Below are 24,179 nucleotides of genomic sequence, written 5' to 3'. Positions count from 1 at the left end.
CACCATCAGGAACCTGCTCAGCACCACACCACCGGGAGTGCCAGTGGCACGCGTCGTAGTCGACGTCATGCTCAAGCCGGAGATCCTCGACCCCCAGGGCCAGGCGGTGCAGCGCGCACTGCCGCGGCTGGGTTTCGAAGGCATCTCCGACGTACGTCAGGGAAAGCGATTCGAACTGGAAGTTGAGGGCCCGGTCGACGAGGCCGCGCTCGCCCGCATCCACGATCTTGCGGAATCCTTCCTCGCCAACACCGTCATCGAGGACTTCACCGTCAAGGTCGAGTCCGAGGACGCTGTCGCGGAGGCCGTGAAGTGACCGCTCGTATTGGCGTCGTCACTTTCCCGGGCAGCCTCGACGACCGGGACACCCAGCGCGCGATCCGGCTCGCCGGCGCCGAGCCGGTCGCCCTCTGGCACAAGGACAAGGACCTCCACCAGGTCGACGCCGTGGTGCTGTGCGGCGGCTTCTCCTACGGCGACTACCTGCGCGCCGGTGCCATCGCCCGCTTCTCGCCGGTGATGGAGACCCTCATCGAGCAGGCGAAGGCCGGTCTGCCGGTCCTCGGCATCTGCAACGGGTTCCAGATCCTCACCGAGGCCCACCTGCTTCCCGGCGGGATGCTCGGCAACGACCACCTCCACTTCATCTGCCGCGACCAGAAGCTGCGGGTGGAGAACGCGGACACCGTCTGGACGACCGACTACACGGCCGGCCAGGAGATCCACATCCCGCTGAAGAACATGGACGGCCGCTACGTGGCCGACCGGTACACGCTGGACGAGCTGGAGGCCGAGGGCCGGGTCGCGTTCCGGTACCTCGACTTCAACCCCAACGGCTCGCTCAACGACATCGCCGGCATCACCAACGCGGCCGGCAACGTCGTCGGCCTGATGCCGCACCCGGAGCACGCCGTGGAGCCGCTCATCGGCACCGGCCGCACCGACGGCCTCCCCTTCTTCACCTCGATCCTCAAGAAGCTGGTCAACGTATGAGCCGGACGCCTCTGGACACGGTCGAGCACGCGGCCGCGACCCCCGACGTCGAGCTGCCCTGGGCCGAACTCGGCCTGAAGAAGGACGAGTACGAGCGGGTGGTGGAGATCCTCGGCCGCCGCCCGACCGGCGCCGAGCTCGCCATGTACTCCGTCATGTGGTCCGAGCACTGCTCGTACAAGTCGTCGAAGGTGCACCTGCGCCAGTTCGGCGAGAAGGCCCCGCAGTCCGACGCGCTCCTCGTCGGCATCGGCGAGAACGCCGGCGTCGTCGACGTCGGCCAGGGCTACGCGGTCACCTTCAAGGTCGAGTCGCACAACCACCCCTCCTACGTCGAGCCCTACCAGGGCGCGGCCACGGGCGTGGGCGGCATCGTCCGCGACATCATCGCGATGGGCGCCCGCCCGGTCGCCGTCGTCGACCCGCTCCGCTTCGGCGCGGCCGACCACCCCGACACCAAGCGCGTCCTGCCGGGCGTGGTCGCCGGCATCGGCGGCTACGGCAACTGCCTCGGCCTGCCCAACATCGGCGGCGAGGTCGTCTTCGACGCCTGCTACCAGGGCAACCCGCTGGTCAACGCCGGTGCCATCGGCGTCATGCGGCACGAGGACATCCACCTCGCGAAGGCCTCCGGCGCCGGCAACAAGGTCATCCTGTACGGGGCCCGCACCGGAGGCGACGGCATCGGCGGCGCGTCGATCCTCGCCTCCGAGACCTTCGACGACGCCAAGCCCTCCAAGCGCCCCGCCGTCCAGGTCGGCGACCCCTTCCAGGAGAAGCTCCTCATCGAGTGCACCCTGGAGGCGTTCAAGGAGAAGCTGGTCGTCGGCATCCAGGACCTCGGCGCGGCCGGCCTGTCCTGCGCCACCTCCGAGCTCGCCTCCAACGGCTCCGGCGGCATGCGCGTCACCCTGGACGACGTACCGCTGCGCGACTCCACGCTCTCGCCCGAGGAGATCCTCATGAGCGAGTCGCAGGAACGCATGTGCGCCGTGGTCGAGCCGGAGAAGGTCGACCGCTTCCTGGAGATCTGCGACAAGTGGGACGTCATCGCCACCGTCATCGGTGAGGTGACCGACGGCGACCGCCTGGAGATCTTCTGGCACGGCGGCAAGATCGTCGACGTCGACCCGCGCACGGTCGCCCACGACGGCCCGGTCTACGAGCGCCCGTACGCCCGCCCCGAGTGGCAGGACGCCCTCCAGGCGGACGACGCGAACAAGCTGCCCAGGCCCGCCTCCTCACAGGAGCTGAAGGACCAGGTCCTGAAGCTGGTCGGCTCGCCCAACCAGGCCTCGAAGAAGTGGATCACCTCGCAGTACGACCACTTCGTGCAGGGCAACACCGTCCTCGCCCAGCCCGAGGACTCCGGCATGATCCGCATCGACGAGGAGACCGGCCTCGGCGTCGCCATCGCCACCGACGGCAACGGCCGGTACGCCAAGCTGGACCCGTACCACGGCGCCCAGCTCGCCCTCGCCGAGGCGTACCGCAACGTCGCCACCACCGGCGCCAAGCCGCTCGCCGTCTCCGACTGCCTGAACTTCGGCTCGCCCGAGGACCCGGCCGTCATGTGGCAGTTCGCGGAGGCCATCCGCGGTCTGGCCGACGCCTGCCGGCAGCTCGGCACCCCGGTGACCGGCGGCAACGTCTCGCTCTACAACCAGACGGGCGACGCCGCCATCCACCCGACGCCGGTGGTCGCGGTCCTCGGCGTCATCGACGACGTGGCCCGGCGCACACCGGTCGCCTTCCAGGAGGAGGGCCAGCTGCTCTACCTCCTCGGCGACACGCACGAGGAGTTCGGCGGCTCGGCCTGGTCGCAGGTGGTCCACGACCACCTCGGCGGTCTGCCCCCGAAGGTCGACCTGGAGCGCGAGCGCCTGCTGGCCGAGATCCTGATCTCCGCCTCCCGCGACGGCATGATCGACTCCGCGCACGACCTGTCCGACGGCGGTCTGGTCCAGGCGGTCGTCGAGTCGGCCCTGCTCGGCGGCAAGGGCGCCCGTCTGATCGTCCCCGACGGTCTGGACGCCTTCACCCTCCTCTTCTCCGAGTCGGCCGGCCGCGCGATCGTCGCCGTGCCGCGCTCCGAGGAGGTCCGCTTCAACGACATGTGCGGCGCCCGCGGCCTCCCGGCCACCCGCGTCGGTGTCGTCGACGGCGACACGGTCGAGCTCCAGGGCGAGTTCTCGCTCTCCCTGGCGCAGCTGCGCGAGGTCCACGAGGCCACCATCCCGGCGCTGCTCGCGTAGCAGGTTCCGCCGCCCGGCCCGTACGCCACCCAGGGCCGCCGTCCAGGTACCACCCCCGCACCTGGCCGGCGGCCCTCGGCCTGCCCACCACCACGCCGGCTCGATGCGGCCTGCCGCCCCCTCGGTCGCGACTCGCTGAAGCTTGCCCGCCCCCGGTCGTGGCTCGCTGTGGCCCGCCACCTCCCGGTCGCGGCTCGGTCCGGGCCGCGGTCTCCCGATCGCGGCGCTCGGGGACCGCTGCTCCCCGCGGGCGGCGCGCTGCGGCCCGCGTCCTCCGGGCGCAGCCCGTGGCCGCCCCCCGGGGGGCGCGGCCCGTCGCCCTCCGGGGGGCGGCGCGCTGCCGCCCGTCACCCCTGGGCGCAGCCCGCTGTGGTCCGCCACCCCCCGGGTCGCGGCCCGTCGTCCTCCGCGGGCGGCGCGCGCGACCCGTCACCCCCGGTCGCGGCCCGCGCCCCCCCCGCCGCGGCCTCCCTCCCCGGCAAGGGGAACCGATCACCCCACCCGCCCCGTCGAACCGACATGTCCAGGAAGCAGCAGCGACTGATCCTGACCGCCGCGGCGGCTCTCGTCCCGCTCCTGGCGGCCTGTGGAAGCGAGACGGCCGGCGGCAGCGGCTCCGTCGGCGTGGGGGAGCGGGTGACCGGCGTCTATTGGAAGGTCGCCGAGGTCACCGTCGGGGGCACGACCCACGAGGCACCCGCGGGCGCCACCGTCCGGATCGACGACGACGGCCGGGCGCAGGGCAGCTACGGATGCAACCGTTTCAGCGCGCGCGCCGACTTCGACGGCGACCGGCTCCGGCTCAGCGACACCGCGGCGACCGAGATGGCCTGCGAGGGCCGGTCCACGGCGGTCGAGACGGCCCTCGCCCGCACGCTCGCCGACGGCACCCTCACCGCGACCGTCGAGGACGGCCGGCTGACCCTCACCACCGACGGCGGCGACACCGTCCGGCTCACCGAGGAACCGGCCGCCCCGCTGTACGGCACGCGCTGGGAGGTCACCGCATTCGGTGCCGCGGACGGCGCGGCCGAGTCCCTCCCCGCCGGCGCCGGACCCCACCTCACCTTCGACAAGAACGGCAAGGTCGGCGGCAGCCTCGGCTGCAACACCGTGCACGCCTCGGCGACCGTCCGCGACGGCCGGATCGCCCTGGGCGCCCCGTCCACCACCCGGAAGCTGTGTCCCGGCCCGCTCATGGACACCGAACGCCGCCTGCTGAACCTCTTCGACGGCACCGTCGCCTACCGCCTGGACCACCGCACCCTCACCCTGACCGGCGCGGACGGCGACACCGTGACGGCGGTCGCGGCCGATCCCGGACCCTGAACCCGCCCCCGCCCCCGGCCCGTCCCTCGACCGCCCGTTCGGAGAAGTCCCCAACGCTCCTGCCGCCGGCGCATAAGCTCACCGCCATGCCCCCGGCCAAGAAGCGCACCAGGACCTACGATCCGGCCAGAACCCGCACCGCCGTACTGGCCCAGCTCGGCGCCGTGCGGCAGGCGGCCGGCACCCTCACGCCCGAACAGCTCGCGCTGCCGACCCGGCTCGGCGACTGGACCGTACGGGAGCTGGTCGCGCACATCGGGATGGCGGTCACGGCCGTGCACCGGGCGCTCGACAAGCCCGAACCCGCACGGCAGGACGCCGTGCTCCTCGACTGGCCGTTCGCCACCGCCGTCAACGCCCCGGCCATCGACGACTTCACCCGGGGCGTCGCCGAGAGCCACCCCGACCTCGTCGCCTACCTGACCGACGTCGACCGGCGCCTGCGCGAGCTGCTCGACGCCCACCCGGCGGGCCGGCTGCTCCGGACCAACGCCGGCGCCCTCCCGCTGGCCGACTACCTGGTCACCCGCACCGTCGAACTCGTCGTCCACACCGACGACCTCAACGCCGCCGTGCCCGGCCTGGACGTCCCGTTCGACCGGCAGGCGCTCGCCGCGGCCACCCGGCTCCTCACCGACGCCCTCGCCGTCAAGGCGCCCGGCGGTGCGACGGAGGTGCGCGTCCCGCCGTACGCCGTCGTGCAGTGCGTCGAGGGCCCCCGGCACACCCGGGGCACCCCGCCCAACGTCGTCGAGACCGACCCGCTGACCTGGCTGCGGCTGGCGACCGGGCGGCTGACCTGGAAGGACGCCGTCGAGGAGGCGCGGGTGAGGGCGAGCGGGGAGCGGTCGGACCTCACGGCGCTGCTGCCGCTGATGTCCTGACGCGCGAGCGGCCGATTGATGTGCGACACCTCACTCGCATCACGGGAACAAGTCCCCGTCCGGCCACCTCGGGAGCGCTCCCGGAACCTGAACCGATCGCCGCCACGCCGACCTGACCTGCGTAAATGAAGCGGTCTCGGAGCGGGGCTCCAAGTCGTGATCGAGTTACTGGCAAGTATCCCCAATTCGGACCAGTGGTCGATCTCGCCTACACTCGAAGACGTGCCACGTGGTGACGGTCGACTCAATCACGATCTGCTCCCCGGTGAGAAAGGCCCCCAGGACGCGTGTGGCGTCTTCGGTGTCTGGGCTCCGGGCGAAGAGGTCGCAAAGCTCACGTACTTCGGGCTCTACGCCCTCCAGCATCGGGGCCAGGAATCCGCGGGAATCGCGGTCAGCAACGGCTCCCAGATCCTCGTCTTCAAGGACATGGGCCTCGTGTCCCAGGTCTTCGACGAAACCTCGCTCGGTTCGCTCCAGGGTCACATCGCGGTCGGACACGCCCGCTACTCGACCACCGGCGCCTCCGTGTGGGAGAACGCCCAGCCGACGTTCCGCGCCACCGCGCACGGCTCGATCGCGCTCGGCCACAACGGCAACCTCGTCAACACCGCCCAGCTCGCCGAGATGGTGGCCGACCTGCCCAAGCAGGAGGGCCGCACCCCGCGCGTCGCGGCGACCAACGACACCGACCTGCTCACCGCGCTCCTCGCGGCCCAGGTCGACGAGAACGGCAAGCCGCTGACCATCGAGGAGGCCGCCCACCAGATCCTCCCGCAGGTCAAGGGCGCCTTCTCGCTCGTCTTCATGGACGAGCACACCCTCTACGCCGGCCGCGACCCGCAGGGCATCCGCCCGCTGGTCCTGGGCCGCCTGGAGCGCGGCTGGGTCGTCGCCTCCGAGTCCGCCGCCCTCGACATCTGCGGCGCCAGCTACGTCCGCGAGATCGAGCCGGGCGAGTTCGTCGCCATCGACGAGAACGGCCTGCGCACCTCCCGGTTCGCGGAAGCGAAGCCCAAGGGCTGCGTCTTCGAGTACGTGTACCTGGCCCGCCCCGACACCGACATCGCCGGCCGGAACGTGTACCTCTCCCGCGTGGAGATGGGCCGCCGCCTGGCGAAGGAGGCCCCGGTCGAGGCCGACCTGGTCATAGCCACCCCGGAGTCCGGCACCCCGGCCGCCATCGGCTACGCCGAGGCCTCCGGCATCCCCTTCGGCGCGGGCCTGGTCAAGAACGCCTACGTCGGCCGGACCTTCATCCAGCCCTCGCAGACCATCCGCCAGCTCGGCATCCGCCTGAAGCTGAACCCGCTGAAGGAAGTCATCAAGGGCAAGCGCCTGGTCGTCGTCGACGACTCGATCGTCCGCGGCAACACCCAGCGCGCCCTGGTCCGCATGCTCCGCGAGGCCGGCGCCGCCGAGGTCCACATCCGGATCTCCTCGCCGCCCGTGAAGTGGCCCTGCTTCTTCGGCATCGACTTCGCCACCCGCGCCGAGCTCATCGCCAACGGCATGTCGATCGACGAGATCGGCACCTCCCTGGGCGCCGACTCCCTGGCGTACATCTCCATCGACGGCATGATCGAGGCGACCACCATCGCCAAGCCGAACCTGTGCCGCGCCTGCTTCGACGGCGAGTACCCGATGGAGCTCCCCGACCCCGAGCTGCTGGGCAAGCAGCTCCTGGAGACGGAGCTGGCCGCGGGCCCGGCCGCCACGGCCGCGTCCGACGCGATCCGCCGCCCGTAGGCCTCGTACGTATCACCAACCCGAAAGATCCCAGGCAATGTCTGAGACCCGTACCGGTGTTCCCGGTGCTTCCTACGCGGCTGCCGGCGTCGACATCGAGGCGGGCGACCGCGCGGTCGAACTGATGAAGGAGTGGGTGAAGAAGACGCAGCGCCCCGAGGTCCTCGGCGGCCTCGGCGGTTTCGCCGGCCTCTTCGACGCCTCCGCCCTCAAGCACTACGAGCGCCCCCTGCTCGCCTCCGCCACGGACGGCGTCGGCACCAAGGTCGACGTGGCCCGCCAGCTCGGCGTCTACGACACCATCGGCCACGACCTGGTCGCCATGGTCATGGACGACATCGTGGTGTGCGGCGCCGAGCCGCTGTTCATGACCGACTACATCTGCGTCGGCAAGGTCCACCCCGAGCGCGTCGCCGCCATCGTCAAGGGCATCGCCGCGGGCTGTGTGCTGGCCGGCTGCGCCCTGGTCGGCGGCGAGACGGCCGAGCACCCGGGCCTGCTGGGCGAGGACGACTTCGACGTCGCCGGCGCCGGTACGGGCGTCGTGGAGGCCGACCGCCTGCTGGGCGCCGATCGCATCCGCACGGGTGACACGGTGATCGCCATGGCGTCCTCCGGCCTTCACTCCAACGGGTACTCCCTCGTCCGCCACGTCCTGCTGAAGCAGGCCGGCCTCTCCCTCGACGCGCACGTCGAGGACTTGGGCCGGACCCTCGGCGAGGAACTGCTGGAGCCGACGAAGATCTACTCGCTGGACTGCCTGGCCCTCACCCGCACCACCGAGGTCCACGCCTTCAGCCATGTCACCGGCGGCGGGCTCGCGGCCAACCTCGCCCGGGTCGTCCCGGACGGACTGCACGCGACCGTCGACCGCTCCACCTGGACGCCCGCCCCCGTCTTCGACCTCGTCGGCCGGACCGGGAACGTCGAACGGCTGGAGCTGGAGAAGACCCTGAACATGGGCGTCGGCATGCTGGCGATCGTCCCGCCGGAGTCGACGGACGTGGCCCTGGCGACCCTCGCCGACCGCGGGGTCGACGCCTGGGTCGCGGGCGAGATCACCGAGCGCGGCGACCACACCACCGGCGCCACCCTGGTCGGGGACTACGCCGGCTGACCCTCACGGAACCCGCGGGCCCGGGGGAGCCCGCGGAACCGTGCGGACAGCACAAGACCCGGTCAATGACCGAAGTCACCGACCGGGTGGGTGCTCAGTACAAGGTCAAGCGCCGCGACGGTGTTGTTGCGAGGAGTCCTCGTCCTCGTCGTCGTCCTCGTACAGGTCGGCGTACCGGCTGTAGAGGTCGTCGTCCTGCTCATCGTCCTCGAACGGCTCGCCATTCGGCGGAATGTTCGGAGACGATGCGCCCAGCTCTTCGGCCAGGCGTGAGAGATCCGTCCCGCCGCTGTTGTACTTCAGCTGGCGGGCGACCTTCGCTTGCTTGGCCTTGGCCCGGCCGCGCCCCATGGCTCGACCCCCTCAACGACGGGGCTCGACGGCCCCAGAGTCTTGACACGCGTTCATGAACCGGAACGGACTCTCCGCAGAGAGGCCGGTCCGTAGGGCTTCCACGGTACCTGAGCCCGCACCCATACGGTACGTCGCCCGTGGCACGCGCGTGTGCACAGAACCTTCGAGGCGCCCCGTCCTCGCTGGTCAGTGGCGATTTTAACCACTTATCGGCGGGCGACCCGCCGGGAAGAGTGAGAGTTCTCTCTAACTTTCCGCCGGCAGGTACCGGCAAACCGGGGGCGAGGGCGGGGACGGTGCGCCCCGGGCCGTCAGCGGAACCCTTCCCTCCGCCTCACCGCCCGCCCGCCCGGGCCGCGTCGTGCATCCGCTGCTCGGCGATCCGGTCGGCCGCCGCGGCCGGCGGAATCCCATCCGCCTTCGCACGTGCGAATATGGCGAGCGTGGTGTCGAAGATCCTCGCCGCCTTCGCCCTGCACCGCTCGAAGTCAAAGCCGTGCAGCTCGTCGGCGACCTGGATGACCCCGCCGGCGTTCACCACGTAGTCCGGCGCGTAGAGGATCCCGCGGTCGGCGAGGTCCTTCTCCACGCCCGGATGGGCGAGCTGGTTGTTGGCCGCGCCGCAGACCACCCCGGCCGTGAGCACCGCCACCGAGTGGTCGTCCAGCGCCCCGCCCAGCGCGCAGGGGGCGTAGACGTCGAGGCCGTCGGTCCGGATCAGCGCCTCGGTGTCCGCGACGGCCCTCACCCCCTCGGGATGCCGGTCCAGGACGCGGCGCACGGCGTCCTCGCGCACGTCCGTGACGACGACCTCGGCGCCCTCCTGGCGCAGGTGGTCCACCAGGTGGTGGCCGACCTTGCCGACGCCCGCCACACCGATCCTGCGGCCGCGCAGCGACGGGTCGCCCCACAGGTGCTGGGCGGAGGCCCGCATGCCCTGGTAGACGCCGAAGGCGGTCAGGACCGACGAGTCGCCCGCCCCGCCGTGCTGCGGCGACCGGCCGGTCGTCCAGCGGCACGCGCGGGCCACGACGTCCATGTCGGCCACGTACGTGCCGACGTCGCAGGCGGTCACGTACCGGCCGCCGAGCGAGGCCACGAAACGGCCGTAGGCGAGCAGCAACTCCTCGGTCTTGATCACCTCGGGGTCGCCGATGATCACGGCCTTGCCGCCGCCGTGGTCCAGCCCGGCCATGGCGTTCTTGTACGACATCCCGCGCGCGAGGTTCAGCGCGTCGGCGACGGCCTCCCCCTCGGTCGCGTACGGGTAGAAGCGCGTACCGCCGAGCGCGGGGCCCAGGGCGGTGGAGTGGAGGGCGATGACGGCCTTGAGGCCGCTGGCCCGGTCCTGGCAGAGCACGACCTGCTCATGACCTCCCTGATCCGAGTGGAACAGGGTGTGCAGGACATCGGAAGAGGCGCCGGATACGTCGGTCACGGTGGTGACTCCTGGGTAACTAGCGGCGGTCGGGACAAGGGCTCCCGTACGGGTGGCGGGGCCTGTGGGACGAGCGTAGAGCCTGGGCGGGCCGCCGCACGCGTGGTGTTCCGGATCACCTTCTAGCGGAGTAAGGCCGTGGGACGATTTGCATGTTTTCCGGCCCCCTGCCGAGCGGGCCGGAAGGTTTCCCGCACGGCCGGAGGGGGAGGGAGGAGGCGTGCCCCAGGTGTCCTCGGTGATCGTCCCGTACGCCGTCTATCTGCGCGTCTACGAGCCGCTGGCCGCCTTCCCGGAACCGGAGCGCGGCCACTGGGCGCGCTACGCCCGCCGCCCCGACCGTCCCACGTACCAGGACGAGCTGCGCCGCTCGCTGTCCGACCTGCTGCCCACCCCGCCGGTCGCGGTCCCGGTGCACGAGAGCGGGGACGCCTTCGTGCTCGACGTGGACGGCGTGGTCTGCGTCTGCCCCTGGCGCACCCGGCTGCGCGGCTGGCAGGCCCTGGGGGAGCTGGGCGACGAACTGCCCGGGCCGGTCCTGGACGCGGTGCTGCCCCCCGTCGTCCGCCTCCAGGCCGCCCAGGACTACGAGCGCTGGCTGGCCCGCAACCCCGACGCCCGCCCCTGGATCCGCACGGCGGCCTGGCAGATCCCGCTGCACTGGTTCGTGCTCGTCTCCGACGAGGAGCGCGAGTGGGACAAGGGGACGGCGGAGCTGCCGCCGGTGCTGCGCTACCGCACCCCGATGGTGCAGGCCCGCCGCCGGGTGGCCCGGGGACTCCGCGCCCTCAGGGACGCCATGGACGAGGGGCCGCTCATCGACGGGCTGGTGGACGTCGGGCGCTGGCTGGAGGAGTTCCATCCGCGCTCGCTGGTCGAGCTGGACTACGGCGGCCTGGTGCACGCCCTGCCGGCCGGCGACCTGGAGAACGACCACTCGGCCGCCGACGTCGCCGCGGGGATCGACGCCCTGCGGCGGGGGGACGGCGCGGCGGCGGGCGAGGCGTACGCCCGGCTCGTGGAGCGGTGGCGGTCGGTGCGGGACCGGCGCTCGGCGAACTGACGGTGTGACAGATACGACATGCGGCTTCCGAGTGACGTGCGTCACGGCCGCCAGGGCTTCGAACAGCGTACGGTCGACCGCACCTCACGGAACTGACGGCATGTCGGGCCCGATCCGGGCACCGGCCCCGATCCGGGCGTATAGCCGCAAGAACCGCCAAGGGTGATGGACCGCACGTACGCGGCCCTTGCGCCGCTTGCCCCTCCTCGTGCCAAAATAGGACAAGGAGTCCGGGGAGGGCTCCTCCGTCCGCTTGTGTTCCGGCGTGGGCGGGATCTCAGCATTGCACGCTTTGGGGGGTCTGGTGACTCCTGATCGCCGTGTGACTGATCGTCACACTGGCGTGACTGTCCGCTATGGCACGGTCCATCGGCTTCCGTCGCCGATGAACACCTGGGGGGCAATTCCATCGGTTTGGCCGACGCGGCTGGACAGATGGTGTAGTTGTAGTGCCGAGGACAAGCCGTTCGTCCTATAACCGACTCGACTCGCGTCCGCCATTTCGGGCAACGCGGGTCAAGGTGCAGAATTTAGAGGAAAGAACCGAGAAGGTTCGGTTCTCCCGAGGAGGCCGCTCATGACCGCTCGCACCCCTGATGCTGAGCCGCTGCTGACCCCGGCTGAGGTCGCCACCATGTTCCGCGTGGACCCGAAGACGGTCACGCGCTGGGCGAAGGCCGGCAAGCTCACGTCGATCCGCACGCTCGGCGGGCACCGCCGCTACCGCGAGGCCGAGGTCCGCGCCCTGCTGGCGGGCATCCCGCAGCAGCGCAGCGAGGCCTGAACAACTGAATAACCGGGCAGCACGCCAGGTCCCCCAACCTGCCGGAACGCCCGAACCACCTGCTCCACACGACGTGGGCCTGCCCCAACAGGCCCCTCGCCCACACGGTACGTCGTCGATCGCGCTGGACTCCGCCGGGTCCAGCGCGATCTTTTTTGTGCGCCGGCGGCCTGTCTAGCAGGTGGCTCTGTGAGTGGCCTTGTCCGAGTCTGGGGAGTCTCTGGGAGGTTGCGCGAGGGTTGTGGGCAGCATCCTCCACAGTGGTGCAATTGCACATATTAAATTGACCGGTTGTAGGAGGCGGGTAAGAACCCGGTTTTCGGAAACTCATGCGGTGACACCCGTCACATGCCACTGGCCTTGTCGACGTCGCCGCGTCTGCGCTAGAGGAACCGCCTGCTCCGCCTCACGCCCCAGCAGCCCACGCCCGTAAGGGCGTTGGGCGCCGACGGTCCCGAACGCGACCTCCGCGCGGTCTCACTCCCGATGGGTCGCGGGACGGTTACGTCGACGGGGCGCCGTCCCCCTCGACGGCCTCCCGGGGGTCCTGGGCGGCCCGCGGAGCGCCGTCCATCGCCAGCCGCAGCAGGCGGTGGCAGATCGGGCAGTGACGGGTCCGATGTCGGTAGGACGACGCGGCCGACAGATGCGCGCGGAGCAACGCCCGCGTCTCGTGCCTGGCCGATGCCGCCATACGCCACCTCCGAGAGGTCCACGCGGGGAACAGAGCCCTGAACTCTGGGGTACCGGGCGAATGTGACGCCGTCAAGGGAGCGCGGCGCGTGCACGGCGACGACGAGCCCGTACGGGACCCCTCACGCCGGCCGGAACAGCCCCGCGCCGCGACCACCGACAGGCGCGGCCCTGCCTTCACCGACCGGCCGCAGCCCCGGAGCAGGTCCCGGCCCGGGACCCGGCCCGGGACCCGGGCGCGCACCCGGAACACACGAAAGCCCGGATCCGAAGACCCGGGCTCTCGATACTGCGGTCCTGACGGGATTTGAACCCGCGGCCTCCACCTTGACAGGGTGGCGAGCACTCCAAACTGCTCCACAGGACCAGGTTTCGCGGCACTTGGTGTTGCGTTGTGCTGCGAGAAGGACTGTACAGGAGGGTGAGCCCCTTGGTCGAACTCACCCTCCGCACCGGGACCGTCACGGCACCGCCGCGTCGATCGCCTTCACGATCCGCTTGTCGGAGACCGGGTACGCCGTGCCCAGCGCGTGAGCGAAATAGCTGACCCGGAGCTCCTCGATCATCCAGCGGATGTCCAGGACGGCGGACGGGACCGGGCGGCCCTGCGGCAACTGCTCCAGCAGCCACGCGTACTCGTCCTGCATCTCGTGGACCTTCTCCATACGGGTGGTGTCCCGCTGGACGTTGGTCGGCATCTGCTGGAGACGCCGGTCCACGGCCACCAGGTACCGCATCAGGTCCGGCAGCCGGCGCAGCCCCGCCTGCTTCACGAAGCCCGGCCGCACGAGCGCGTCCAGCTGCTTGCGCACGTCCGTCAGGTTCGCCAGCAGCACGGGGCTGGACACGGCCTTCAGACGCCGCTCACAGGCCTGCCAGGCGGCCAGCACCTGCTGCACCTGGCCGACCGTACGTACGGTCACGTCCACGATCTCGGCCCGCACCTTGTCGTAGAGCTTCCGGTACGACTCCTCGTCCCACACCGGGCCACCGAAGTCGCCGATCAGCCGGTCCGCCGCCGCCATCGCGCAGTCGTCGAACAACGCCCGGACCGAACCGTGCGGATTCGCCGACAACGCGAGCTTCTGAGCATTGCTCAGGCGATCGCTCGCGAATTTCGCCGGATTGACCGGAATGTTGCGCAGGATCAGCCGGCGCGTGCCCTTCCACATCGCCTCCGCCTGCTCCGCCTCCGTGTCGAAGAGACGCACGGACACGGTGTCGCCGTCGTCCACCAGCGCCGGGTACGCCTTCACCGGCTGACCGGCCCGGCGAGTCTCGAAGACGCGGCTGAGCGAACCGATCGTCCAGTCCGACAGACCCGAACGCTCCAAGGACTCACCACCCCGCCGCTCGGCGGTCGCCGCGGCGGCCTGGGAGAGGGCCTGGCGGGCCTTCGGCTTCAACCGCAGCCGCAGAACCTCCAGGTCCTTGTCCTCGGCCAGCTTGCGCCGCCGCTCGTCGACGATCCGGAAAGTGACCTTCAGATGATCCGGAACCCTGGACCAGTCGAAATCGTCCGCCTCGAACGGGACACCGACCATCCGCTTCAGCTCACGCGCCATCGCCGTGGTCAGCGGCTCCTGAAGAGGCACCGCCCGGTCCAGGAACCGCTTGGCGAAGTTCGGCGCCGGCACGTAATTGCGGCGGACCGGCTTCGGCAGGGAGCGGATCAGCTCGGTGACGACTTCTTCCCGCAGGCCGGGGATCTGCCAGTCGAAGCCCTCGTCCGTGACCTGGTTGAGCACCTGGAGCGGAATGTGCACGGTCACACCGTCCGCGTCCGCGCCCGGCTCGAACTGATACGTGACCCGGAACGTCAGCTGCCCCTGCCGCCACGTGTCCGGGTAGTCCGCCTTGGTGACCGCCTCCGCCGACTCCCGGATGAGCATCTCCCGCTCGAAATCCAGGAAGTCCGGCTGCTCATGCCGCTTGCGCTTCCACCAGGAGTCGAAGTGCGCGCCGGACACCACGTGCTCGGGCACCCGCTGGTCGTAGAAGTCGAACAACGTCTCGTCGTCGACCACGATGTCCCGGCGCCGCGCCCGGTTCTCCAGCTCCTCGACCTCACTGAGCAGCTTGCGGTTGTCGGCGAAGAACTTGTGGTGAGTGCGCCAGTCACCCTCCACCAGCGCGTTGCGGAGGAACAGCTCCCGCGACACCTCGGGCTCGATCCGCCCGTAGTTCACCTTGCGCTGCGCGACGATCGGCACGCCGTACAACGTGACCTTCTCGTACGCCATCACCGCCGCCTGGTCCTTCTCCCAGTGCGGCTCGCTGTACGTCCGCTTCAGCAGATGCCCGGCGAGCGGCTCCACCCACTCCGGCTCGATCTTCGCGTTCACGCGGGCCCACAGCCGGCTCGTCTCCACCAGCTCCGCCGACATCACGAACCGCGGCTGCTTCTTGAACAGCGCCGAACCAGGGAAGATCGCGAACTTGGCGTTGCGGGCGCCGAGATACTCGTTCTTGTTGCCGTCCTTCACGTCCTTCATCCCGATGTGGGACAGCAGGCCGGCGAGGAGGGAGACGTGGACGCTGTCGCCGGAGGCGTCCTGCTCGTTGAGGTGGATCCCCATCTGCTTGGCCACCGTACGGAGCTGCGTGTAGATGTCCTGCCACTCCCGGATACGCAGGAAGTTGAGGAACTCCTGGCGGCACATGCGGCGGAAGGACGACGAGCCACGCTCCCGCTGCTGCTCGCGGACGTACCGCCACAGGTTGAGGTAGGCGAGGAAATCGCTCGTCTCGTCCCGGAAGCGGGCATGCTGCTGGTCGGCCTGGGTCTGCTTGTCCGCCGGGCGCTCCCGCGGGTCCTGGATGGAGAGCGCGGCGGCTATCACCATGACCTCGCGGGCACAGCCGTTCTTCTCGGCCTCCAGCACCATCCGCGCCAACCGCGGATCGACAGGCAGCTGAGCCAGCTTCCGGCCCGTCTGGGTGAGCCGCTTGCGCGGATCCTTCTGCTCCGGGTCGAGCGCGCCCAGCTCCTGGAGCAACTGCACGCCGTCACGGATGTTGCGGTGGTCCGGCGGGTCGATGAACGGGAACTTGCCGATGTCACCGAGACCGGCCGCGGTCATCTGGAGGATGACGGAGGCCAGGTTGGTGCGCAGGATCTCCGCGTCCGTGAACTCCGGACGCGCGGCGAAATCGTCCTCGGAGTACAACCGGATGCAGATACCGTCACTGGTCCGCCCGCAGCGACCCTTGCGCTGATTGGCGCTGGCCTGCGAAACCGGCTCGATGGGCAGCCGCTGCACCTTGGTGCGGTGGCTGTACCGGCTGATCCGGGCGAAACCGGGATCGATCACGTACTTGATGCCCGGCACGGTCAGCGAGGTCTCGGCGACGTTCGTCGCCAGAACGATCCTGCGCCCGGTGTGCGGCTGGAAGACACGATGCTGCTCGGCATGCGACAACCGGGCGTACAACGGCAGCACCTCGGTGAACCGGTACTTCTTCTTCTCCAGCGCGTCCGCCGTGTCCCGGATCTCCCGCTCACCGGAGAGGAAGACGAGGATGTCACCCCGCCCCTCCCCCATCAGCTCCTCCACGGCCTCGGTGATCGCGGTGATCTGGTCCCGATCGGCGTCCTCGGAGTCCTCCTCCAGAAGCGGCCGATAACGCACCTCCACGGGATACGTCCGACCGCTGACCTCGATGATCGGCGCATCCCCGAAGTGCCGCGAGAACCGCTCCGGATCGATGGTCGCCGACGTGATGACGACCTTCAGATCGGGCCTGCGCGGCAGCAACTGGGCCAGGTAGCCCAACAGGAAGTCGATGTTGAGGGACCGTTCATGGGCCTCATCGATGATGATCGTGTCGTAGGCGCGCAGCTCCCGGTCGGTCTGGATCTCCGCGAGCAGGATGCCGTCCGTCATCAGCTTCACGAAAGTGGCGTCCGGGTTCACCTGATCCGTGAACCGCACCTTCCACCCGACGGCCTCCCCGAGCGGCGTCCGCAGCTCCTCGGCCACCCGCTCGGCGACGGTCCGCGCGGCGATCCGACGGGGCTGCGTGTGCCCGATCATCCCGCGCACACCCCGCCCCAGCTCCAGACAGATCTTCGGAATCTGAGTCGTCTTGCCGGACCCCGTCTCACCGGCGACGATGACGACCTGATGATCGCGGATGGCGTCCGCGATCGCGTCCTTCCGCTGACTGACGGGGAGCTGCTCCGGATAGGTCACGGCGGGCACACGGGCGCGCCGTGCTCCCATCCGCTCCTCGGCCTGGGCGACCTCCGCCTCGATCTCGGCGAGAACGGCGGCCCGGGCCTCCGGCTTGCGGATCTTGCGCGCGCCTTCGAGCCTGCGCCCGAGCCGGTGCGCATCACGCAGGGACAGCTCGGCCAGGCGGGGGGCGAGGGCGCCCAGGGCGGGGGCAGGGTGCGTAGACATACGCGATCCAGGATCTCATCCCGGAGAAAAACGTGGCGAACGCTTTTGCCTCCGACGGCGTGACATGGATCGTACGTTCGAGTGATCACTCTTCCCGGGCATCTGCGTCGAATCCCCGGACCGAACCCACGGCGCACCCTAGATTCCCTGTTCGTGAAGACGGTGGTGCAGGTGAAACTGCTGCCGACACCCGAACAGGCGTCGGCACTCGAAGCGACCCTCCACGCCTGCAACCAAGCCGCCAACCACGTCTCCGCCCTCGCCCACACGACCGGGACCAGGAACAACCGCGCACTCCGCGCCAAGACCTACACCCACGTCAAGAACAACTGGGGCCTGGGCGCCCAGGCCGCCCAGCACGTCATCAAGAAGACCTGCGACGCCTACGCGGCACTCAGCGGCAACCTCAAGGCCGGAAACCTCGGCCGACCGGGATCGAAACGCCGGCGGGCAGCCACCGCCAAGCCCCTCACCTTCCGCCCCACGGCCGCCCAGCCCTACGACGACCGCATGCTGTCCTGGCAGACGGACCGGCGCACCGTGTCCATCTGGACCACGGCGGGCCGCCTCAAACACCTGCCCATCACCGGCAGCGAGCACCACCTCCGGCTGCTCGCCCAGTACCGCCGAGGCGAATCGGACCTGGTGACCCGAGGCGGCCAGTGGTACCTCCTGGCCACCCTCGACCTGCCCGAACCGCCACAGAACACCGACCCGAGCGGATTCATCGGCGTCGACCTCGGCATCGTCAACATCGCCACCACCTCCACAGGACACCGGCACAGCGGCAGAAGGCTGAACCGCACCCGCGAGAACGACCGGAAACTCCGCACCCGACTCCAACGGAAGGGCACCCGCTCCGCGAAACGACGGGCCAGGCGCCACGCCGGCAAGGAAGCCCGGCGCACCCGCGACATCAACCACAAGATCAGCAAGCACATCGTGGCGGAGGCTCAACGCACCGGACGTGGGATCGCCCTGGAAGACCTGGGCGGTATCCGCGAGCGGGCACGGCTGAGGAAGCCCCAACGCGTCACGATGAACTCCTGGGCCTTCGGCCAGCTCGCCGCGTTCATCGCCTACAAGGCCCGGCGAGCCGGGGTCCCCCTGGTGTACGTGGATCCGGCGTTCACCAGCCAGGAGTGCTCGCGGTGTCACCACGTCGACCGACGCAACCGGCCGAGCCAGGCCGTCTTCACCTGCCGGTCCTGCGGCTTCGTTGAGCACGCGGACCTGAACGCGTCCCACGTCGTCGGCCTCCGTGGCTGGCGGACGTGGGTCCGCGGGGCCGAGTCACAGGCCCCTGCCCTCACGCTGACCGCGTAGGGCTGGATGCGCCGCTCCGCCGAAGCCATCGGCGAGTGCGAGCTGCAAGCCGGAGCACCTGTCTTCGGTAGCGGACGCGGACGCTCGTACCAGCAGAGCGATCCACGGGACGTACGAAAAGGCCCCGATCCGAAGATCGGGGCCTTGACTGTGGCTGGGGCCGGGGTCGAACCGGCGACCTATCGCTTTTCAGGCGATCGCTCGTACCAACTGAGCTACCCAGCCACGAGATTCCCAAGGGAATCTCAGCGGTCCTGACGGGATTTGAACCCGCGGCCTCCACCTTGACAGGGTGGCGAGCACTCCAAACTGCTCCACAGGACCAAGCTGTTGTGTACGACAGTGTCGCACACGGTGTTGCGTGCCCCCAACGGGATTCGAACCCGTGCTACCGCCTTGAAAGGGCGGCGTCCTAGGCCGCTAGACGATGAGGGCTATCGGCCCGCCTGGGCGCTTCTCAGCGCGTCGGGGACGTGAGAAGCATATGGGATGGCGGGAGGTATCGCCAAAACGGTTTACGGAGCGGTGCCGGAGGGCGTGGGGGACGGGGTGGCGGCGGACGTGGGGGAAGGGGTGGGCGAGGGGGTGGCTCCCGGCTGGTTCTCCTTGGGGAGGTGGCGGCTGACCTCGGCCGTGGTCAGGCCCAGGCCGCCCAGCTTGATCGCGTCCCAGGCCTGGAGGCGGCGGGTGTCGCGGTCGAAGTAGAGGATCGACGCCTCGATGGGGTCGGGGTACTTCCCCTCGACGGCGCGCAGGCCGCTGCCGCCCGTGGAGCCCTCCGTGCGCAGCCGGGTGCCCTTCTTCAGGATCTCCATGTCCGCGTGGTGGAGGTGGCCGGCCAGGGCGAGGGGGACCTCGCCGTCGGTTCGGCGGGCGGCGGAGGGTTCGTGGGCTACGGCCACGTCGACGGGGGTGCCCGCGGCGCGCTGGGCGCGCAGTGCGTCCGCGAGGCGGTCGCCGGCCGCTTCCTGGACGTCCTCGCCGCCCGGGGCGGTGGAGCGGTCGGGGGTGAACTGGGGGTCGCCGATGCCGGCGAAGCGCAGGCCCGCGAGGGTGACCGCGCGGCCGTCGTCGAGGACGTGGACGTTCTTCATGCCGTCGAGGTAGCGCTGGGTGAGGGCCGAGTCGTGGTTGCCGCGCACCCAGACGTAGGGCGCGCCGAGGTCGGCGATGGGGTCGAGGAAGCCGTTCTCGGCCGTGGTGCCGTGGTCCATGGTGTCGCCGGAGTCGACGATGACGTCGACCTTGTACTGCTCCACGAGCGAGGCGATGATCTTCCAGCTCGCGGGGTTGAGGTGGATGTCCGAGACGTGCAGGACGCGGACCGTGGTGGGGTCGGGCTGGTAGACGGGGAGGGTGGAGGTCACGTCGTAGAGCTTGGTGACGTTGGTGACGAGGCGGGCGAGTTCGCGCTGGTAGACGTCGAACTCGGTGACGATGCTGCGGGCGCTGCCGACGAGGGACGGGGCGGAGGAGAGCAGGCCCGAGAAGCGGGGTTCGAGGACGGACTTGGGGTTCCAGGTGGCGTATGCGGTGGCGCCGGAGGCGGCGAGGAGGGCGAGGGCGAGGCCGCCGGCGGCGAGGGCGCGGCGGGGGCGGCGGTAGACGGCGAGGCCGAGGGCGGTCGCGCCGGTGACGACGGCGACGCAGGAGCGGGCGGCGAGGTCGAGGGTGCCGTGGCCGACGTCGCGGGCGATCTCGTCCTGGAGTCCGGAGAGGCGTTCGGGGTGGTCCACGAGGGCCTGGGCGCGGGCGGGGTCGAGCTGGTCGACGTTGACGTCGAGGCGGACGGGGGCGGTGTGGCTGTCGAGGTGGAGGGCGCCGAGGGGGGATACGTTGATCTTGGTGCCGCCGGTGAGGGAGGGGCGGAGGGTCATGGTCGTGTTCATGGGGCCGACGGGTGCGCGGACGTCGCCGACGACCAGGAGGCCGAGCCAGGCGCCGAGGAGGACGACGGTGGTGAGTCCGAGGGCGCGGGTCCAGGGGCGGGGGTGTCCGGCGAGTTCGGGGGTCGTGCGGGGGGAGCGGCGGTGGTTGCGGTGGTGCGGGTGGTTCGCGGGGTGCGGGGCGGTGGGGAGGCGGGCGCGGGCCATTGGTCCCGTATGCCCAGGTGCGCGCCCGGATATGCGGGCCGTTCGTGTGGCTCGTACGGCGGTGTCGTGCCGGAGAATGAGGCTGTGCTGGAGATGACGCGCGAGGAGTTCGAGGAACTGGTCGCCGAGGCGCTGGACCGGATTCCGCCGGAGTTGACGCGGCTGATGGACAACGTCGCCGTGTTCGTGGAGGACGAGCCGCCGGCGGACGATCCCGAGTTGCTCGGGCTCTATGAGGGGACTCCGCTGACGGATCGGGGTGAGTGGTACGCGGGTGTGCTGCCCGACCGGATCACGATCTACCGGGGGCCCACGCTCAGGATGTGCGAGACGCGTGAGGAGGTCGTCGAGGAGACGGAGGTGACCGTCGTGCACGAGATCGCGCATCACTTCGGGATCGACGACGCCCGGCTGCACGCGCTGGGGTACGGCTGAGCCGTCGGCGTGCGGGGCGCGTGTCCTCCTGTGGGCGGCGGGAGTTGGGGAGGTCGACTCCTGTTTCTGCTTCCGGAGGTGGCCCGTGCGCCGCTTGTACGTACCCGTTCGACTGGCCGCCACGGTCATGGCCGTCGCCGCGGCCGCCGGTTGCATGAGCGTGGGGGACGGGGAGGGGGCCCGGACCGAGCCGTCGCGTTCGGCGGGGCAGCGGGGTGGTGAGGCGGCGGGCGGTGGGCCTGCCGGGCCGGTCGGCGGCGGCGGGTTCGGCGCGGCCGGCGGTGACGGTCGGCGTGAGCAGGGCAGGGGCGGCGGGAAGGGTGGGCGGGACGGATCGGCGGCTCCCTCGGTTTCGTCCGCGTCGCCGGGTGTGAGCGCCGTGGCTTCGCCGGGGGTGCGGCCGGGGCGCAGTGAGAGGCCGGGGGTGCCGGAGCCGTCGAAGGAGCAGCCCACGCCTTCGCGGTCGGCCGTTCCGGAGCCGCCGTCGTCGCCCGAGCCGCCACCGCCGCCGGCGTCGCCGGTGCCCGAGCCGACGGTGGCGGAGCCGTCGTCGTCGGCCCACGAGGAGCCGTTGCCGCAGTTGGTGGAGCGGGAGCCGGCGCCGGAGGCGGGGGCGCCGGTCTAGGGGGGTCTGTGTGACCTACGTCTACGGGGTTCGGTTTGCCTTCGGGGGTGGTGGGTGCGTATGGTGGTAGATCGTTTGATCCCATTTGCCCGGCGCCACCGCAGAGCGCGCCGTGTGGCGCGTACTCTCCCTTGCCGTGGCTGACCGCATTGAGGCGGTCGTATTGCGAACACGGAGTTGACGGGCGCGTGCCGACGAGACTCCGGAAGGTTTCGCATACGCATGTCCATTTCCCCTGTTGATCACGTCGTCGTGCCCGAGAACGACGAGGCCGCGGAGGCGGTCGAGACCGCCCAGGCCGTCTCGACCGCCGAGGCCGCCGAGGTCGTCGAGGCCGACGCCGACGAGGCGCCCCAGGTGACCTTCGCGGACCTGGGTCTGCCCGAGGGCGTCGTGCGCAAGCTCGCGCAGAACGGCGTGACCACCCCCTTCCCGATCCAGGCGGCGACCATCCCGGACGCCCTGGCCGGCAAGGACATCCTCGGCCGTGGCCGCACCGGCTCCGGCAAGACCCTCTCCTTCGGACTGCCGACCCTGGCCACGCTGGCCGGCGGGCGCACCGAGAAGCACAGGCCGCGTGCGGTCATCCTGACCCCGACGCGCGAGCTGGCGATGCAGGTCGCCGACGCGCTCCAGCCGTACGGTGACGTGCTCGGCCTGCGGATGAAGGTCGTCTGCGGCGGTACGTCGATGGGCAACCAGATCTACGCCCTGGAGCGCGGCGTCGACATCCTGGTCGCCACGCCGGGCCGTCTGCGCGACATCATCAACCGGGGCGCCTGTTCCCTGGAGGACGTGCGGATCGCCGTTCTCGACGAGGCCGACCAGATGTCCGACCTGGGCTTCCTGCCCGAGGTGACGGAGCTGCTGGACCAGGTTCCGGCGGGCGGCCAGCGGATGCTGTTCTCCGCGACGATGGAGAACGAGATCAAGACCCTCGTCGACCGGTACCTGAAGGACCCGGTCAGCCACGAGGTCGACGCCGCCCAGGGCGCCGTCACGACGATGTCGCACCACATCCTGATCGTGAAGCCGAAGGACAAGGCGCCGGTCACGGCCGCGATCGCGTCCCGCAAGGGCCGCACGATCATCTTCGTCCGCACCCAGCTGGGCGCCGACCGGGTCGCCGAGCAGCTGCGCGACTCGGGCGTGAAGGCGGACGCGCTGCACGGCGGCATGACCCAGGGCGCGCGCACCCGCACGCTGGCCGACTTCAAGGACGGTTACGTCAACGTCCTGGTCGCCACGGACGTCGCCGCGCGCGGTATCCACGTCGACGGCATCGACCTGGTCCTGAACGTGGACCCGGCCGGTGATCACAAGGATTACCTGCACCGCGCCGGCCGTACGGCGCGCGCCGGGCGGACGGGCACGGTCGTCTCGCTGTCCCTGCCGCACCAGCGCCGCCAGATCTTCCGCCTGATGGAGGACGCCGGCGTCGACGCCGGGCGGCACATCATCCAGGGTGGTGCGGCTTTCGATCCGGAGGTCGCCGAGATCACCGGCGCCCGGTCGATGACCGAGGTGCAGGCCGAGTCGGCGGGCAACGCCGCGCAGCAGGCCGAGCGTGAGGTCGCCCAGCTCACCAAGCAGCTGGAGCGTGCGCAGCGTCGTGCGGCCGAGCTGCGGGAGGAGGCCGACCGGCTGGTCGCCCGGGTCGCCCGTGAGCGGGGCGAGGACCCCGAGGTGGCGGTGGCCGAGGCGCAGGCGGCTGCCGTGGAGGCCGTCGAGGCGTCGCCGGTGGCCGAGGTCTCCGTGCCGGAGCAGCCGGCCGCGCGGGACATCGACCGGAGCGACCGGAGCGACCGGGGTGACCGGGGCGGCCGTGAGGAGCGGGCGGCGGCTTCGTCGTCGTACGAGCGGCGGGAGCGGCGGCCCTTCGAGCGGGACCGTGAGCGTTCCTTCGAGCGTCGTGACGACCGGGGCGGGTTCCGCCGGGACGACCGCGGTGACCGCGGTGACCGTGGTGGCTTCAACCGTGACCGCGACCGTGACCGCGACCGTGGTTTCGGCCGGGACCGTGACGACCGGGGCGGTCGTGGCTTCGAGCGTCGTGACGAGCGTCGTCCGTTCGACCGGGACCGGGACCGTGAGCGCGGTTTCAACCGTGACGACCGTGGCGGCCGTTCGTTCGAGCGCCGTGACGACCGGGGCGGCCGTGGCTTCGAGCGTCGTGACGACCGTCGTCCGTTCGACCGGGACCGGGACCGTGAGCGCGGTTTCAACCGTGACGACCGCGGTGGCCGTTCGTTCGAGCGCCGTGACGACCGCGGTGGCTTCCGCGGCCGTGACGAGCGCGGCGGGCACCGGGGCAGCGACCGTCCGTTCAACCGTGACCGCCGTGACGACCGCCCGGGTTTCCTCCCCCACTCTCGACGTCCGTCGAGCGGGGGGACCCCCGTCGCCGGCCACGACCGCCCCAACGGCCGTCGTGACGACCACCGCGGTGGCGGTTCCTTCGGGCGCCGCGAGGACAAGCCGCGCTGGAAGCGCAACGGCTGACCGCGCAGGTCTGTGTGAGTGAACGCCGTGGCCCCCACCGTCTCTTCGGTGGGGGCCACGGCGTTTCCGACGGCGCGGCTTTTCCCTGCCCCGAAGCTGTGAAACGACTGTAAGATCAGTTGACTTGTGAGAC

17 protein-coding genes and 4 tRNA genes are annotated in these 24,179 nt (G+C 70.7%); 12 read left to right on the top strand and 9 right to left on the bottom strand.

Features of this window, described 5'->3' with window-relative positions; all coding sequences use genetic code 11:
- Positions 1 to 43 precede the first annotated feature (43 nt).
- The 7 genes from purS (at position 44) to purM (ending at position 8,327) form a co-directional block, all read left to right on the top strand.
- On the top strand, positions 44 to 316 hold the full coding sequence (purS, locus tag ACZ3KJ_RS05550) for a phosphoribosylformylglycinamidine synthase subunit PurS (RefSeq protein WP_389518868.1): 273 nt from the start codon (positions 44 to 46) through the stop codon (positions 314 to 316).
- Entirely contained in the window at positions 313 to 993 is a 681-nt protein-coding gene (gene purQ / locus ACZ3KJ_RS05545; protein ID WP_467524877.1) for a phosphoribosylformylglycinamidine synthase subunit PurQ, read from the top strand. The genes purS and purQ overlap by 4 nt, the downstream gene beginning before the upstream one ends.
- The gene (purL, locus tag ACZ3KJ_RS05540; protein ID WP_467524875.1) at positions 990 to 3,248 is read left to right on the top strand and encodes a phosphoribosylformylglycinamidine synthase subunit PurL; all 2,259 of its coding nucleotides are present in this window, start codon (positions 990 to 992) and stop codon (positions 3,246 to 3,248) included. The genes purQ and purL overlap by 4 nt, the downstream gene beginning before the upstream one ends.
- 519 nt (positions 3,249 to 3,767) lie before the next feature.
- Positions 3,768 to 4,577 carry an META domain-containing protein gene (locus ACZ3KJ_RS05535; protein WP_467524873.1) on the top strand — a complete coding sequence of 270 codons (810 nt, stop codon included), beginning with the start codon at positions 3,768 to 3,770 and terminating at the stop codon, positions 4,575 to 4,577.
- 86 nt (positions 4,578 to 4,663) lie between these two features.
- Positions 4,664 to 5,461: a maleylpyruvate isomerase family mycothiol-dependent enzyme gene (locus ACZ3KJ_RS05530; RefSeq protein WP_467524872.1), complete on the top strand. Its 798-nt coding sequence runs from the start codon at positions 4,664 to 4,666 to the stop codon at positions 5,459 to 5,461.
- 222 nt (positions 5,462 to 5,683) lie between these two features.
- The gene (gene purF, locus ACZ3KJ_RS05525; protein WP_467524870.1) at positions 5,684 to 7,210 is read left to right on the top strand and encodes an amidophosphoribosyltransferase; all 1,527 of its coding nucleotides are present in this window, start codon (positions 5,684 to 5,686) and stop codon (positions 7,208 to 7,210) included.
- A 37-nt stretch (positions 7,211 to 7,247) separates the two neighbouring features.
- Entirely contained in the window at positions 7,248 to 8,327 is a 1,080-nt protein-coding gene (gene purM / locus ACZ3KJ_RS05520; RefSeq protein ID WP_467524869.1) for a phosphoribosylformylglycinamidine cyclo-ligase, read from the top strand.
- Between the two features lie 105 nt (positions 8,328 to 8,432).
- Here the strand turns inward: purM and ACZ3KJ_RS05515 are convergent, their stop codons facing one another.
- Both ACZ3KJ_RS05515 and ACZ3KJ_RS05510 read right to left on the bottom strand, forming a co-directional pair.
- Positions 8,433 to 8,678: a DUF3073 domain-containing protein gene (locus ACZ3KJ_RS05515; RefSeq protein WP_385071441.1), complete on the bottom strand. Its 246-nt coding sequence runs from the start codon at positions 8,676 to 8,678 to the stop codon at positions 8,433 to 8,435.
- 337 nt (positions 8,679 to 9,015) lie between these two features.
- Positions 9,016 to 10,119, bottom strand: a complete 1,104-nt coding sequence (locus tag ACZ3KJ_RS05510; protein ID WP_467524866.1) for a Leu/Phe/Val dehydrogenase — start codon at positions 10,117 to 10,119, stop codon at positions 9,016 to 9,018.
- A 220-nt stretch (positions 10,120 to 10,339) separates the two neighbouring features.
- Between ACZ3KJ_RS05510 and ACZ3KJ_RS05505 the strand changes: the two genes are divergently transcribed.
- A complete protein-coding gene (locus ACZ3KJ_RS05505; RefSeq protein ID WP_467524864.1) occupies positions 10,340 to 11,182 on the top strand; it encodes a DUF8083 family protein in 843 nt (280 codons plus the stop codon).
- A 577-nt stretch (positions 11,183 to 11,759) separates the two neighbouring features.
- Entirely contained in the window at positions 11,760 to 11,966 is a 207-nt protein-coding gene (bldC, locus tag ACZ3KJ_RS05500; protein ID WP_003949541.1) for a developmental transcriptional regulator BldC, read from the top strand.
- Positions 11,967 to 12,468: 502 nt separating this feature from the next.
- On the opposite strand, the gene ACZ3KJ_RS05495 is transcribed toward bldC, so the two are convergent.
- The 3 genes from ACZ3KJ_RS05495 to hrpA form a co-directional block, all read right to left on the bottom strand.
- Positions 12,469 to 12,660, bottom strand: a complete 192-nt coding sequence (locus ACZ3KJ_RS05495) for a DUF6274 family protein (RefSeq protein WP_467524863.1) — start codon at positions 12,658 to 12,660, stop codon at positions 12,469 to 12,471.
- Between the two features lie 291 nt (positions 12,661 to 12,951).
- A tRNA-Asp gene (locus ACZ3KJ_RS05490) sits at positions 12,952 to 13,026 on the bottom strand.
- A gap of 94 nt (positions 13,027 to 13,120) precedes the next feature.
- Entirely contained in the window at positions 13,121 to 17,065 is a 3,945-nt protein-coding gene (gene hrpA / locus ACZ3KJ_RS05485; RefSeq protein ID WP_467524862.1) for an ATP-dependent RNA helicase HrpA, read from the bottom strand.
- A 153-nt stretch (positions 17,066 to 17,218) separates the two neighbouring features.
- Here hrpA and ACZ3KJ_RS05480 point away from each other — a divergent pair, with 153 nt between their 5' ends.
- The gene (locus tag ACZ3KJ_RS05480; RefSeq protein WP_467524861.1) at positions 17,219 to 18,391 is read left to right on the top strand and encodes an RNA-guided endonuclease InsQ/TnpB family protein; all 1,173 of its coding nucleotides are present in this window, start codon (positions 17,219 to 17,221) and stop codon (positions 18,389 to 18,391) included.
- 151 nt (positions 18,392 to 18,542) lie between these two features.
- On the opposite strand, the gene ACZ3KJ_RS05475 is transcribed toward ACZ3KJ_RS05480, so the two are convergent.
- The 4 genes from ACZ3KJ_RS05475 to ACZ3KJ_RS05460 form a co-directional block, all read right to left on the bottom strand.
- A tRNA-Phe gene (locus ACZ3KJ_RS05475) sits at positions 18,543 to 18,616 on the bottom strand.
- 24 nt (positions 18,617 to 18,640) lie between these two features.
- Positions 18,641 to 18,715 (bottom strand) — tRNA-Asp (locus tag ACZ3KJ_RS05470).
- A 38-nt stretch (positions 18,716 to 18,753) separates the two neighbouring features.
- Positions 18,754 to 18,826, bottom strand: a tRNA-Glu gene (locus ACZ3KJ_RS05465).
- Positions 18,827 to 18,906: 80 nt separating this feature from the next.
- Complete coding sequence (locus tag ACZ3KJ_RS05460; RefSeq protein WP_467524859.1) at positions 18,907 to 20,484, bottom strand: metallophosphoesterase family protein; 1,578 nt, start codon at positions 20,482 to 20,484, stop codon at positions 18,907 to 18,909.
- Between the two features lie 84 nt (positions 20,485 to 20,568).
- Between ACZ3KJ_RS05460 and ACZ3KJ_RS05455 the strand changes: the two genes are divergently transcribed.
- Both ACZ3KJ_RS05455 and ACZ3KJ_RS05450 read left to right on the top strand, forming a co-directional pair.
- A complete protein-coding gene (locus ACZ3KJ_RS05455) occupies positions 20,569 to 20,919 on the top strand; it encodes a metallopeptidase family protein (protein ID WP_003999986.1) in 351 nt (116 codons plus the stop codon).
- A gap of 847 nt (positions 20,920 to 21,766) precedes the next feature.
- Entirely contained in the window at positions 21,767 to 24,046 is a 2,280-nt protein-coding gene (locus ACZ3KJ_RS05450) for a DEAD/DEAH box helicase (RefSeq protein ID WP_467524857.1), read from the top strand.
- The last annotated feature ends 133 nt before the right edge of the window (positions 24,047 to 24,179 follow it).

Source organism: Streptomyces sp. NPDC003248 (genome assembly GCF_055563235.1).
This window is presented reverse-complemented; position numbering and strand designations above follow the sequence as displayed.